Genomic DNA, 13,109 nt, shown 5'->3' with positions numbered 1-13,109 from the left:
TGGATAATTTTGGCTGATTATTTAGTAACTATGCTTTGTAAAGTTATAGCAACGATGAATCGAACTTATATCATTATGGCCATTGTCCTGAGCGCAGCGACCTTCTCCTGTTCGCAACAAAACAGCCTGAAAAGCACCATGTCAGAGAAAGACTACATCACCCATCTACATACCGTGTCGGGTTCAGGTCTGGAAAAGCAGCTGAAAGATGACGGTGCTTATCTCAACGGTGTATTGGATTCCATCGCCGGTTTTGAACTGTATTACAGCTTTGGATTGAGCGTTGGTGATGGTTCGGTATCCTCAACGATGGATAGTCTCTCGGAATTTGTGCTACCCTCCAAAGAGGTGATCGCAGCGGATCTGAACCACCCGGGACGAAAATTATACGTGGAGCAAAAGCTGGCGTTGCCCGAATCCGATTTTGAGTTTTCGGCAGGTTATCAGCAGGAAGGATTTCAACATATTAAGGCAGAAGACTTGAAGATTGATCTTCAAATGATGTTTGCAGGTGGCAAAGCCATAAAAGCCGATGACCTGCCCTTAACGTGGGTGGATAGCATACAGGTTAGGGCAACGTATCAGTTTCCGGTGCAGTACGACACCTTAGTGCTGGATTTGCAGAGAGAGAAAGAAATCCGATATGGCAACTATACCATTAAAATAGACCGTTCGGAAGGTCAAGAGGTGTCCTTCAGCGTTCCGCTCGACCTTTCGAAAAAAATCATCGAGTACCGTGGCATCACATCAGGCGGGGTGCCTATCGCTGCCAATAGTTTCTCCAAATTCCCCGTTACCGGCATCGATGCGGGTATCACCAAAGAACTACAATCCCTGAATAAGGCTTTTGCCGATAACAACAAAGATGCGGTGGTGCTGCAATTGGAAAAAGATCCGAAAGACCTGTTGTCCTACATCCAACAGCTAGATGCCCTGTACAAGGAATACACTGCCGATGAAAATGAAAAATTTGAAGATGATTTTGAGATCGTCGATTATGTGAAGACCATGATGCAAAAGTACCGGGACGTGTTGGGCGTCAACGGTATGCAGTACGAGGTTAAGTTCCCGAATGAAATCACACAAATCTATTTGTATGTCGCCAGAGAATATGACAATGTCAATCGCGATTTTACCGCACGAAATCTGTTGGAAAATAGCCCGGACTATAGCACCTATCTCGATAAGGAAACAAACCAATACGGCATTGTTGCTGCCAATCGGGAGATTATAATCCCGGCGAGTTATGATGAGCTGAACCTTCGCGCCGGTCTCTTTTTTACAGAAAGGAAGAAAGCGGAATTTACGAGCTACCGTTTAAACCCAGACAAGAGAACGATGGAGTCGCTGCCGAAAGGCCTCGATTTCTTTAACGTCCTGCCGGATAATGACGATTTTTATCTTTTCCAAAATGAAGACCGCTATGTCGGGGTGCTGGACAAGGATTTGAAAGAAATTATCCCTTTCCGTTTTGAAGGTGCGGAGCTGTGCGGGGATGTTTTTGTAATGAACGCCACGCACCGGGGGCGGCCGTACAAGGTGTTTTATACCCGCGATGGTAAAGGGATTTCCATACCGGGGAGAATCATCGCGGCAGATTGTAGCGGCGATTTTATCCTGTTGACGACCCGTGAAGGAAAATCAGGTATACTTAGTAACAGCGGTCAACTCACCGTCCCTTTAATCTATTACATAGACGCGGGTTACGGTATCCTTTCCGATAAGCTGGTCGCTTATCAAACGAAAAACAAGAGGAACGAAAAGCAAGGAATCATCAATACCCTGACCGGAGAAATTGTCGTCCGGGCCGAAGACGGCTTTGACTGGATAGGCCGGTTCAATGAAGGGCTGGCTGTGGCCAGTTTTGTACAGGGCTATTATGACCGCATTACCGGGTATATCAACGAGGCGGGAGACATAGCCATTGCACCACAGTTTTTAGCCGGTACCCCTTTCCATAACGGAATGGCCTGCGTGCAAGATCCGGACAAAAAAATACACCTGATCAATACGCGCGGCCAGGTGGTCAAAACCTTCCCTGACGTTGTGCCGGAGGGAGACTCCTATTATGTCAGCAATTATGGCAGGCAAAAGGAGCACGAAGACTCGGTGTATTACGAGATCAATGGTCGCCTGTATGACGAAAAAGGAGAACCCCTGCCGCAGGATATGGTGTATAAGATTAAGGCAATGGATAATTCCTCACAAAAATTATAAACACATAGCAAAATGAATCGAAAAGCAAATTTCCTGTTTACAATAACTATAGTGCTTATGCTACAAGCCTGCGGACAGCATGTTCAGTACGGAAAGCACCCATTAGTACTAGACGGTTTTAATTTCAATCTGGATCTGGATAAATTTTTTCAGGACGAAAGTATCTTCCGCTGGAATAACAAGGACGGCTTTATGCTTTCGAGCAAGGATGTGGTGGCCGAGCGGGATTCCGTCATGCCAGGATTCGTTCAATACTCAACCAGCAGCAGGTCTCAACAAAGCCCACTGGCCGAATATGCCAGTGTGCCATTCGAGGATTTGGGTTTGCTGACCGACTGGGACGATGAAAAGGTATTGATGGTGTGTGGATTATCCAATTATAAATCGGCTAAAGATATTATGAAAATCATCGGCAAGCTGAAAAAAGAGTACGGCACCGAGCCTGAATTGCAAAAAGGTGGATTTAGCAGTGACCATACCTTATATTTGATCTATAAAACAGAAAACAAAGAAGTGCAGTTTGGAATGAACTTGCTGGATTTGGATTTTATCGATTGGCCAGAACGCACGTATCGCGGCAATAGCTTTTGGGGAAATGACGAAGCGGAAGAAGAAGTGCCGAAACAGGTAATGTTAACGGATGAAATAGAAAAATCAATTGAAGAAAAACTAAAAGAAAATGATGAAAATACCTGTTTCCTTTTTATATCGACACCAGAGATGGCAGTCGTCATGAACGGACAGAGCGGTCGCTCGGGTTTTTTGGTAAACTATTGGCGGGAGTAGAAGGTGTTTGCATTGATCGCACCGGGTTATATCCGCATTGTTGACGACGAGGGAAAGATCAGTTTTGGAAATGCATAGGTGGGAGCCTTAACCTGACAAATACTAACTCAGTCCCTACACTTACCAATTACAGCTTTGGGCATTACGGCATACGCGTTAATTTAGACGGTATAATATAAAATATATTGATATGCTGTTTTTTTACGGAATACAAAGTACACATCTCAAAACAAAGCCTGTGCATGAAAGTAAGATTCAATGCCAACATTGCCACTCCGGCAATATGTTGATCAGTGTTTTGGGGCGTTATGCACATCTTTTTTGGATTCCGCTTTTTTTTGTCGGAAAAACAGGGGCGTCGCAATGCACCCATTGCAAACAAGTGTTGCGCAAACGGGAGTTCTCGCCCCGGTTAAAGCAGGAATACAACAAACTGAAATCAGAAGTAAAAACACCTATTTGGTATTTTTCGGGGCTTATTCTTGTCGGACTGTTATTCGTCTTACCGTTTCTGATTTCGATAATAGCACGGCTTACTGTGTAACTTATATAAACATTATCCTGATGATAAGTGCCTTATTTTACAGCGTTGCTTTTTCATATTGTTTTTCGACAGGTCTTTCTGCCCAAACAGCGCTTGATATGTCCGTGGTCAAGAGGAAATCCACGAAAACGGAACCTTCATCAAACGGATATCCTATCCATGATTTCAGTTGATCTATGAAGAAAGCAGATTTTTCACTTCTAATTCTTGCTGTAAGTCTTGTCGGATTAAATGCTTGCCGCACTTGGAAAGATATTTCTACGGACAATACCACTGCATATTTTCAGTTTAGGGGCAAACCGGAAAAAGTCATACTATACAGGTATCAGCAAGACGGCGAGTTATTTGACCGAACAATTTTTCTGTTCAACCAAAACGGGCAATTGACTTACAAATACATCAAACTTCAGCAACCAAAAACCAAGATAAAGGACTTTACCTCCCAATGGATATATGATAAAAACGGATTTTTGTTGATAAAATTAAAAGACAACAAAAAAGAGACCTTTGTAAATGACCGGTACGGTCGGGTGAAGAAATCCTATTTTTATCAACATCCAGACAGTCTGCCGCAGCTGACTAAAGTAAAATACAAACCGAAAAAGCGAATGAGAATCTCAAAAGTTTACCTCGCGGATGGAACTTATTATTCAAAAGGGATTTCAAAGTATGATGGTCATGGTCATATCGTCTATTCGCAATTCTCCATTCCGGGTTACGATTCGATAGAAGAAACCTGGTGGGAAAGAGATGCGGATGGAAATACAACAAGGTCAAAAATGATTAGCAATGAACACACGGATACGGTGTATGTGTATTCCAGTTATGACCCAAACGGAAATGTAATCAAGGAACGCTATGTAGACGAAGCCCAAAAAGAATGGATCAAGGATTATGCTTATCGTTTTGACAAGGTGGGCAATTGGATAGAGCGGACGATTGATGAAGACGGCTATGTCCGTACAGAACAAAGAAAGATAACCTATTATGATTAGGAAGAAATCCAATTAAAACAGAAAATCAATGAATGAAGATACGATCATCAATACCCTTTACTTTGTGCTGATGGCCGCCGGGCTATGGATTGCGGGTGCCCCTTTCTTTCATAAAGCATCCTACCCTTTGTTTGGCCAGTTCCTGCGTGGGCTTTTCATCACCATGCACTTCCTCATACTGGCCGTATTGATTATAACTGCCTTTCAACCGAGAAAAGACCCACAGGATGTAAGCATGGCCTATGCGTGGCTCTATGGCGTGGTGGGACATGCCGGCCTGGCAATTTTATCATTGATCGTTCGGTTTATTGAGCATCTGTTCAAGGAGTAAATGTACAATAAAGCGGTCTGGTAGCCAATTATTAGAAACTGTTTAACACAATTGAAAGGCTATTATTTAATAAATTTGAAGAAAATGGAGGAAAGATATGATTAAAACAATCATTATAGAAGATGAACCAGCCATCCGAAAAGAAATAGAATGGTTGGTCAATAAGGAAGATGATTTGGAACTGACCGGTACCGCCGGGACTGTCTTTGGTGCTATAGATGTGATACGTAAGCAAAACCCCGATTTGGTGCTGATGGATATACAACTTACGGACGGAACGGCATTTGACGTCCTACACGGATTGGATTCTATCTCCTTTCAGGTTATTTTTATTACCGCTTATAACCACTATGCGATCAAAGCTATCAAGGTTGGCGCGTTGGATTATCTGTTAAAACCGCTAGACGAAAAAGAATTGCAAAATGCATTGACGAAAGTAAGGGGGCAGTACTTTGATCAGGCTGTCCAACAACAGCAGATTTCCGTTACCAATAGCCGGTTAAAAAAAGAAGAACTGGGATTGGAAGACCAGATAGTTCTTCACACGATGGAATATTTGCAGGTTTTACAACTAAAGGAAATCATTTACCTGAAGAGCGAGGGAAGCTATACCTATTTTGTATTGACCGACAACCGGAAAATAATGGTTTCCAAACCTTTGAAACACTACCAGGATCTGTTGCCCGAAAAATGGTTTTTGCGACCACATCAGTCCTTTTTGCTCAATATTACCTGTATAGACCGCTACGTCAAAACCGGCTATATCATTCTGAAAGACAAGACGCAGATTCCGGTTTCAGTCCGCAAAAAGGAACTGGTGGTACAGAAGCTAACCGAATCCGAATCATCCCAATGAAAGACCGCTTTTTTAAAAATATAAAGTTTTGCCATTGGGTTTTTGTCGTTTTCTGTATCGTTGGCTGTACTACAAAAGAGCGTGAAAACGGTACTGCTGTAAATATCGAGGTCAAGAAAGATTTTCGACAATTAGAACAGGAAGCACAGCGTTTGCCTATTGATGAACAGGCTTCATTTTGGAAAAGTAAAATTCAAGAAATAAGCTATAGCCGGCTTCCTGAAGTTAAAGCCCGGATGTATTATCGGCTTGCCGGTACCTATTATAACAAAGGCGATTTGGATTCGCTCAACTATTATATGCGGAAGGCCTGGGACGTCCTAGAGGGCGTAGATGCTGATTCAGAAATTTTGACCTTGCTGAATTACGGTGAAGGAAATATAGCCACCATTGAAGGGAACATCCACCTGGAAAATTATTATTTCAATCTGGCAGCCCAGTTCATCGTTTCAGATTCCCTGATGGATTTAACACCTGTCCAAAAAGCCAGTATTTTTATGGCTACAGCCCAATCTGATGCACGGTTGAACCAATATTCCCAAGCCATGATATGGAACAGAAAAGCTATTCAAAACTTGCAGTATGACGAAGCTCCGGTTCGCTTGCAATACCGTGCCTATCGACAACTGGCCAATAACTTCCGCTTATCATCAGAAGGGAGCCTTGATTCCGTTTACCATTATATCCAAATAATCGATACCCTTTGGCAAAACAACCGGGAAACCATCAATCCCCGGTTTTTGTATGATGAAAAAGCGCATTACTATCAGGAATTGCATAAATTCGATTCAGCCGTTGTTTACCACCATAAAATCTTAAAACTCGATGAAGAAATTTTAGAAGCGGAACCTCGCCATCCACCCAGCCACACCAATCTGTTTAAAGATTACATCAACCTTTCACAAAATTACTTGCAGCTGAACGAGATCGAACAGGCTGAAAATTTTATGCGAATGGCTGAGGATTTCATAGCGCAAGACTCCACCTATCTGACCGATGTCGAATATTTGTTGTTCCGGGAAGCGTTGGTCAATTACTATTTTAATACGCAGCAATACGACAGGGCTTTTGCCGAATACAATTTACTATCGGAGAAAAACAAAGCCGTCTATGAAAATAAATATACCCAATCCATCGCCGAAATGGCTACCATCTATAAATTACGGGCCAATGAAAACCACATTATGAACCTCAACCAACAAGTGCTGATGACGGAAAACAAACTGGCACAAAACCGCTTATGGCTGATTATCGCCGGGCTTTCCGCCTTACTGGCCATCGCAATTGTGGTGATATTGTATTTTGGACGTAAACAGTTGATATTAAAAGAAGAAAAAGAAAAGGTGCAATTACAAAAGCGGGCAATGGAGCTGCAGCAGCAACTATTGCGCACGCAGATGGAACCACATTTTATATTTAACACCTTGGCAGCACTACAAAGCTACATCCGAATTGAAGAAAAGGATAAAGCTTTGCGGTATCTGAACCAATTCAGCCGGTTGTTGAGAAACAGCCTGGAATTATCTAGAGAGAATTGGGTGCCGATGGACGACGAAATCGAAACCTTAGAATATTATCTCGGACTTCAACAAATGCGGTATGATGATAGCTTTGATTACGAGATAAAAAAATCCGATACCGAAGAAGACTACCAGGTGCTTATCCCACCGATGCTGATACAACCCTTTGTCGAAAACGCCATTCTGTACGGTGTATCCAATACATCCGAAAGGGGGAAAATCGAGATAAAGCTAAACCTTCGCAACGATGCACTGGAAGTCGTAGTCATTGATAATGGCCCTGGCATCAAAACCCTGAAACAAAAACCCGATGGAAAGAAAAAATCGCTTTCTACGACGATTAGCCGAGAACGTTTGGCGATTTTGGCTAAAGAAAAAGGTATTGAAGTACAAGTCAATATTTTGGACAGAAACGAAATGGATAAAAACCTAACCGGAACACAGGTGGAGCTGATTATTCCGATAGAACGGGATTTTTAGAAATCGTTTTTAGTACAAATATCAATTCATTCGCTACGCTTATAAAACTCTCTTTTCGCTTGAACGCAACAAATCAGAATGTTGAGCGCCCATCCTTTTCTACGCATATTTTTCCTATCAGGACGCTTACAACATTTGTCATTACGCTTATGAATTGTGCCATGGCAACTATTATTTCATTCACTACCTTAGGTTTGTTGTACAACAAAAGAAGTTTTAATTATTTTATTCACGTATTAAAATTAGAAAATCATGAATTTAGAACAGTTGAATGTAGTGGAGCTCAGCTCCGAGGAATTGATTGAAACCACCGGTGGGCGTATCAAGCCTTACACCGATGCGGATTTTATCAGGGATCATGGAGCCGAAATCTTTGCGGTAACAAATCCGCTTTTTTGGTAAGAAATTCACTTTTTTACCAAGTTTTAGCACAATGATTCAGGTGCCGGTACTGCCGGCACCTTTTTTTTAGTAGTTTTCTTTGGGCGTTAATCGGCCAGCTCAGGAACATGCTGGCGCCACAGTTGATAATAAACTCCTTTTGATGTCAGCAACTCACGATGCCCGCCTTCTTCTATCACAGCGCCATCCTGCATAACCACAATCTTATCGGCCAGCCTGACGGTGTTCAACCGATGAGCAATCAGGATAATGGTTTTTCCACGGTCGCGCAACTGGAGCAACGTCTCTTGGATATGTTGCTCGGCCGCCGGATCGAGCGACGATGTAGCTTCGTCGAGTATCAGTATTTCGGGGTTTCGGTATATCGCCCGGGCAATGGCGATGCGCTGCCGCTGCCCTCCGGATAATAGCACACCGTTTTCACCGATATCTGTACGGAATCCGGTCGGTAGCCGTTCGATAAAGTCGGTCATCCCGAGATCTGTGCAAACCTGCATCACCCGGCGCATATCCGGCTCTGGTTCCCCCACGGCAATGTTGTCAATGACATTGCCGGCAAACAGGTCAATCTGCTGGGGCACCACGCTCACCACTCGGCGTAGACTCTCATGCGCCAGGTAACGGATATCAAACTGCCCGATATTGATACTACCGTCACTCACGGGATATATCCCCTGTAATAATGATAAAAGTGTGGTTTTACCACATCCGCTTTCGCCAACCACCGCGGTCAATTTCCCCTTCGGTATCACGAGGTTGAGCCCGGAAAAGACTGTTACCTGTGTTCCGTACCGGAAATGTACATCCTTAAACCGGATATCATCGACCATTTCCGGCATCAATAGCGCTTTTTTTTCAGCTTCCTCCTGTTCCAGATCCATGATCTCGAATAGTCTGTCCGCAGCGATCAATGCATCCTGTATGGTGCGGTTTATCCCGATCAGTCCCAAAGCAGGCGCAGTAAAATAACCGATTATCGAATAAAACGACAGCAGTTCTCCTGGTGTCAGCTGGGTGTTCAGCACAAACACCGACCCTGCCCAAAGCACCACAATGGTGAGCAGGCTGGAGATGAACTGCCCAGAATTGCTGATCCACAGTGCATTCATGGAAGAGCGGTAGAACGTGTCCAGCATGCGTATAAACCGGCTTTCAGTCTTTAAATTAGCATAGTCTTCCAACCCGAACCGTTTCACGGTTCCCACGGCATTGATTGACTCCACGAGCTGTGATTCCACCTCGGCACTACGCTCCATGACTTTACGCTGCGTTTTCCGGTTGATACGGTTGGAGCAGTAATAAATCAAGGCATACACCGGGATGACGAGCAACGCCACAAAGGCTAGCTTCCAGTAGTAACTAAATAGCAGGGCGAAGGAAAAAACGATGATCAAGCCATTTACAGCAAACGTAATGAGGGCATCGTTGATAAACGTCCGGATTTTTACTGCATCGTTTATACGGGAAATCAGCTCCCCTGTACGCATGGTATCAAAAAAGCGCTGAGGTAACCGGAGCAGGTGCTTATAATACCCGAGCATCAGCCGGGCATCAATGTGCTGCCCGGTCTTGATGGTAAGCTGTGTTTTTGCATGGTTGATAAATGTCTGCAACAGCAGGAGCACCACCATGATTATCCCCATTAAGTTCAATAAGTTCAGGTTTCCACCCGGTAGCACCTCGTCGACGATTTTCTGCAAAAATATGGATGTTGTCAGTCCCAATAACGTGTAACAAGCTGCACCCACCAATACCTGCAGCATAATCTTTCCGTGCGGGCGTAATAGAAACCGAAATCGGGTGACCACAGACACTTTTTTGTTGCCGGGGCTGAATGGCTCAGCCGGCGCCATAAGAAGGAGCACCCCTGTCCACTGGGACTTAAAATTGGCGTGGCTCAGCCGATGTAGCCGTCCATCGGCCGGATCCATCACTTCTATGCTCGATTTCCGATATCGATACACCACCACATAATGATGTAACCCCTGCTCGGTTACCACGTGGGCAATTGCGGGCAACGGCACGTTAGGTAAGGTTTCCCAAGGGCATTTTACCCCTTTCACCGAGAATCCCAGTTTTTCAGCCGCTTCGATCAATCCGAGTAGGTTTGTACCCGTTTTATCCGTTGAGGCATATTGGCGGATGCGCGCAAGCGGCAGATTCAACCGGTAATGTCGGGCGACCGACGCCAGGCAGGCTGCGCCGCAATCGGTTAAATCGTGTTGTTTTACAGTAATCTTTGCCATATCCTTTTTATCAGCGGCTGGGGTTCAGCCAGTCATCCGCTTTATCATACAAGAGCTGGAAGAGCGTCCGGTTGGCCACGGGGAACCGTGCCCGGAAACTCATCCCTTTACGAAGTGTTCCGGTGTAACCGTTGGGTAGCCGGAGCAGGAGCTGATGCAGCTGACACTGTACCCGAAAGATAGGGACCCCCTGCTGCGTGAGCCTGACGTCATCCGCTACGTCAACGACATGTGCCTCCACCATGCCCCATTGATTATAATCAAATGCGTCAACCTGAATTTTTACCGGCATCCCGACTTTAAGCAAACCGATATCCTTGGGGGAAACCTGTACCTCAGCCACCAAACCCGAATCCGGTGAAATCTCTGCTAGGGTTTCCCCCTGCGTCAGGAAATTTCCCGGCTGTGCACCGTTGAACTGCTGGATCGTTCCGGCCATCGGTGCTTTAATTTCGTAATGCTCCCGCTCTTGCAGATACTGTGATTGCTTTGTTGCGAGTTCCATGTATTCCTGCTGCAGTCCTGCCTGGTCAGATTGCCATTGACTCACCTGCTCATCGTATAGGACACGTAAGCGTGTTTCGGCCTTTTCTAGGGCGTAAGACACCCCGTCAAATTCTGCTGTGGAGATAATCCGTTTGTCATAAAGCTGCTTTTGACGGTCAAACTGCGTCTTCACCTCGCGTAAACTGATTGCTGCATCGTTCACCTGTTCTGTGAATAGCTGGTATTGTTGTCGGTAAAGGGCGGTGGATAGTGTTAGCGTCGCCTCGTGGCCAGCCCGTTTCAACGCCGTTAACTGTGCCAGATCTCGTATGCGAAGGCTAACTTCTCGCTGTCTTTCGTCTGTAAGACCTTTTTGGTTTTCCAATAAATCGGTCTGGAGGGTAAAAAGTACATCGCCCGTAGCGACCCGTTGATTCTCCTTAATAAATACACGATCCAACTTTCCATTAACCGGCGACTTGATGACATTCCGTTCGACCACAGGTCGAAGGGTTCCCCCTCCTATAACGTTTATAGAAACCCGGATAAAGAACAAGGAAATAAACCCAATGATAAAAGCGCACAGCAACACTTGGTAAACAACCAATGTACGGGTATGGTGTCGGTGAAAATGATGCTCGACCGAGTACTCGATAATTTCGGCCGGAAAAATGCGTTTCATACCGCTAAAATAACCGCCTTGGTTGGCCAACGGTATGTCCGGTACAAATCCGTTCGCAACTGTTTACTTTTCGCTGTGTAAAAAATAGTATTCGTACAAAATCATAATACTCCTCAAATACGGGGCAGCTTTTCGGCCACTAATGCCCGTCGCACAACCAAAAAATATTTCTCCGGCTTGACTGTTAAATTATTCCAATCAAATATTCACTTTACCAAATCGCTGTCGCCATGTTTTTCCGTATTGATCCAAAGTATCTTGTAATCGTGCAGGTCCTTCTATAGCCCAAAGTGACAATTTATATGTGCCTGACTTTACCTTACTGTTAGGAGCGATAGAGGGTCTACAACGCAATTACGGAGAGCATTTTATGATGAACGTCAACGTCGGTCCCGGTGTAAATTTATACCCCCCCCGGTCCGGTGTAGCATTTTTTTATAAAAGTTGTAAGCATTAGAAAATAGAATTTTATCTAATTCAACCTCCGAAAAATTGTCCGTCAGCAATTCCAAATCTTTTATAGAAAATGGAGTTTTGGATCTTGTAGAGGGAAGATCGCTCCCAAACATGATACCATCGGGATTAATCTTATACAACTCTCTTATTACTTTGATAGGTTCAAAATCAAGGCGGCCAAACCCTGTCGCCTTTACTTTTACGCCTTTTTCAGCCCAGTAGTAAAGGTTGTCAAGGCCATCTTTCGAAAGCCCCAAATGATCGATACTAAAAGAGGGTATCGAAAGTAGTAAATGTCTAAGATCAGCAAGTGCTCTGCTATTGATATATAGCTCTGTATGCCATCCAAATTTATCGAACAGTTCATTTGATAATCGGCCTACGTTCTGTATCGTTTCAGACCCACCTCTATTTACATTAAACCTTACTGCTACCACACCAGCATCATCCAAGCGCTTTAACTCATCCTGAGGCATATCCAGGGGTATATTGGCAACGCCCACGTAGTCCTTGCCTAGGTCTTTTAGGGCATGAATAAGATACTCCTGTTCGAATGCCTGAAAGGATCCAGACACAATTGCACCCCCTCTAATATCTATCGTTTTAGTACTTTTTTTGTAATCTGCTACTGTGAATGGATCTGGAAGATATCCGTTGTTGGGAGTCAGCGGATAATCCGGATTAATAATATGAAAATGAGAGTCAAATACCTTCATTACTTTTTTTATAAATAAATCGATAGTCTTTTTTGAGATATAGACATTAAAAAGCTTATCTTTTTGTTCTTTAAATTACAGTAAAGTAAAGTTCACAAATGACAAATTTAGTTTATAAAATAGCAGAAAAAGAAGATTTGATAGATATTGTCTCTCTATTATACAAGGATGACTTAGGGAAAAATAGAGAGGCCTTTAATATACCTCTGCCGCAGAGTTATTTAGAGGCATTTGAAAATATCAATAACGATCCAAATCAGGAACTTATCGTTGTTAAATTCTATGAAAAACAGGGTTTCCGAGCATCGCACGAAGGAATGAAATTAATACTTCCTTTGACTGGTAAGGCTAACGATAAAGGATAGCAAAATGTTCAATACCTTTTTCCTGAT

At 43.9% G+C, this 13,109-nt stretch carries 11 protein-coding genes; 8 read left to right on the top strand and 3 right to left on the bottom strand.

Annotated features, from left to right (window positions below):
- Positions 1 to 54 precede the first annotated feature (54 nt).
- The 7 genes from C5749_RS07735 (at position 55) to C5749_RS19635 (ending at position 8,131) form a co-directional block, all read left to right on the top strand.
- A complete protein-coding gene (locus C5749_RS07735; RefSeq protein ID WP_181151310.1) occupies positions 55 to 2,217 on the top strand; it encodes a WG repeat-containing protein in 2,163 nt (720 codons plus the stop codon).
- 12 nt (positions 2,218 to 2,229) lie between these two features.
- Positions 2,230 to 3,003, top strand: coding sequence for a hypothetical protein (locus tag C5749_RS07730; RefSeq protein ID WP_146113718.1), 774 nt, complete (start codon positions 2,230 to 2,232; stop codon positions 3,001 to 3,003).
- Between the two features lie 720 nt (positions 3,004 to 3,723).
- Positions 3,724 to 4,542 (top strand): hypothetical protein, encoded by an 819-nt coding sequence (locus C5749_RS07720; protein ID WP_105724539.1) that lies wholly within the window; start codon positions 3,724 to 3,726, stop codon positions 4,540 to 4,542.
- 28 nt (positions 4,543 to 4,570) lie between these two features.
- Entirely contained in the window at positions 4,571 to 4,873 is a 303-nt protein-coding gene (locus C5749_RS07715) for a hypothetical protein (RefSeq protein WP_105724537.1), read from the top strand.
- A 97-nt stretch (positions 4,874 to 4,970) separates the two neighbouring features.
- Positions 4,971 to 5,729 carry a LytR/AlgR family response regulator transcription factor gene (locus C5749_RS07710; protein WP_105724535.1) on the top strand — a complete coding sequence of 253 codons (759 nt, stop codon included), beginning with the start codon at positions 4,971 to 4,973 and terminating at the stop codon, positions 5,727 to 5,729.
- Positions 5,726 to 7,729, top strand: a complete 2,004-nt coding sequence (locus C5749_RS07705) for a sensor histidine kinase (protein ID WP_105724533.1) — start codon at positions 5,726 to 5,728, stop codon at positions 7,727 to 7,729. Before C5749_RS07710 ends, C5749_RS07705 begins: the two co-directional genes overlap by 4 nt.
- 252 nt (positions 7,730 to 7,981) lie before the next feature.
- Positions 7,982 to 8,131: a hypothetical protein gene (locus tag C5749_RS19635; protein ID WP_181151309.1), complete on the top strand. Its 150-nt coding sequence runs from the start codon at positions 7,982 to 7,984 to the stop codon at positions 8,129 to 8,131.
- 86 nt (positions 8,132 to 8,217) lie between these two features.
- Here the strand turns inward: C5749_RS19635 and C5749_RS07700 are convergent, their stop codons facing one another.
- From C5749_RS07700 to C5749_RS07690, 3 genes are all read right to left on the bottom strand, one after another.
- Positions 8,218 to 10,377 (bottom strand): peptidase domain-containing ABC transporter, encoded by a 2,160-nt coding sequence (locus C5749_RS07700; RefSeq protein WP_105724531.1) that lies wholly within the window; start codon positions 10,375 to 10,377, stop codon positions 8,218 to 8,220.
- Between the two features lie 10 nt (positions 10,378 to 10,387).
- Entirely contained in the window at positions 10,388 to 11,545 is a 1,158-nt protein-coding gene (locus C5749_RS07695) for an HlyD family secretion protein (RefSeq protein WP_146113716.1), read from the bottom strand.
- Between the two features lie 380 nt (positions 11,546 to 11,925).
- Complete coding sequence (locus C5749_RS07690; protein WP_105724527.1) at positions 11,926 to 12,717, bottom strand: amidohydrolase family protein; 792 nt, start codon at positions 12,715 to 12,717, stop codon at positions 11,926 to 11,928.
- Between the two features lie 98 nt (positions 12,718 to 12,815).
- Here C5749_RS07690 and C5749_RS07685 point away from each other — a divergent pair, with 98 nt between their 5' ends.
- Complete coding sequence (locus tag C5749_RS07685; RefSeq protein ID WP_105724525.1) at positions 12,816 to 13,082, top strand: hypothetical protein; 267 nt, start codon at positions 12,816 to 12,818, stop codon at positions 13,080 to 13,082.
- Positions 13,083 to 13,109 lie beyond the last annotated feature (27 nt).

It is taken from the genome of Sphingobacterium gobiense (assembly GCF_002980575.1).
In the GTDB taxonomy this organism is placed as follows: Bacteria; Bacteroidota; Bacteroidia; order Sphingobacteriales; family Sphingobacteriaceae; genus Sphingobacterium; species Sphingobacterium gobiense.
The sequence above is the reverse complement of the archived record's forward strand: the minus strand, read 5'-3'. Positions and strand labels throughout refer to the sequence as shown.

What these genes read in the sequence shown, in the direction of transcription:
- C5749_RS19635 (WP_181151309.1), top strand. Translation starts at nt 7,982, where the DNA reads ATGAATTTAGAACAGTTGAATGTAGTGGAGCTCAGCTCCGAGGAATTG.
- C5749_RS07690 (WP_105724527.1), bottom strand. Translation starts at nt 12,717, where the DNA reads ATGAAGGTATTTGACTCTCATTTTCATATTATTAATCCGGATTATCCG.
- C5749_RS07720 (WP_105724539.1), top strand. Translation starts at nt 3,724, where the DNA reads ATGAAGAAAGCAGATTTTTCACTTCTAATTCTTGCTGTAAGTCTTGTC.
- C5749_RS07700 (WP_105724531.1), bottom strand. Translation starts at nt 10,377, where the DNA reads ATGGCAAAGATTACTGTAAAACAACACGATTTAACCGATTGCGGCGCA.
- C5749_RS07685 (WP_105724525.1), top strand. Translation starts at nt 12,816, where the DNA reads ATGACAAATTTAGTTTATAAAATAGCAGAAAAAGAAGATTTGATAGAT.
- C5749_RS07730 (WP_146113718.1), top strand. Translation starts at nt 2,230, where the DNA reads ATGAATCGAAAAGCAAATTTCCTGTTTACAATAACTATAGTGCTTATG.
- C5749_RS07715 (WP_105724537.1), top strand. Translation starts at nt 4,571, where the DNA reads ATGAATGAAGATACGATCATCAATACCCTTTACTTTGTGCTGATGGCC.
- C5749_RS07735 (WP_181151310.1), top strand. Translation starts at nt 55, where the DNA reads ATGAATCGAACTTATATCATTATGGCCATTGTCCTGAGCGCAGCGACC.
- C5749_RS07710 (WP_105724535.1), top strand. Translation starts at nt 4,971, where the DNA reads ATGATTAAAACAATCATTATAGAAGATGAACCAGCCATCCGAAAAGAA.
- C5749_RS07695 (WP_146113716.1), bottom strand. Translation starts at nt 11,545, where the DNA reads ATGAAACGCATTTTTCCGGCCGAAATTATCGAGTACTCGGTCGAGCAT.
- C5749_RS07705 (WP_105724533.1), top strand. Translation starts at nt 5,726, where the DNA reads ATGAAAGACCGCTTTTTTAAAAATATAAAGTTTTGCCATTGGGTTTTT.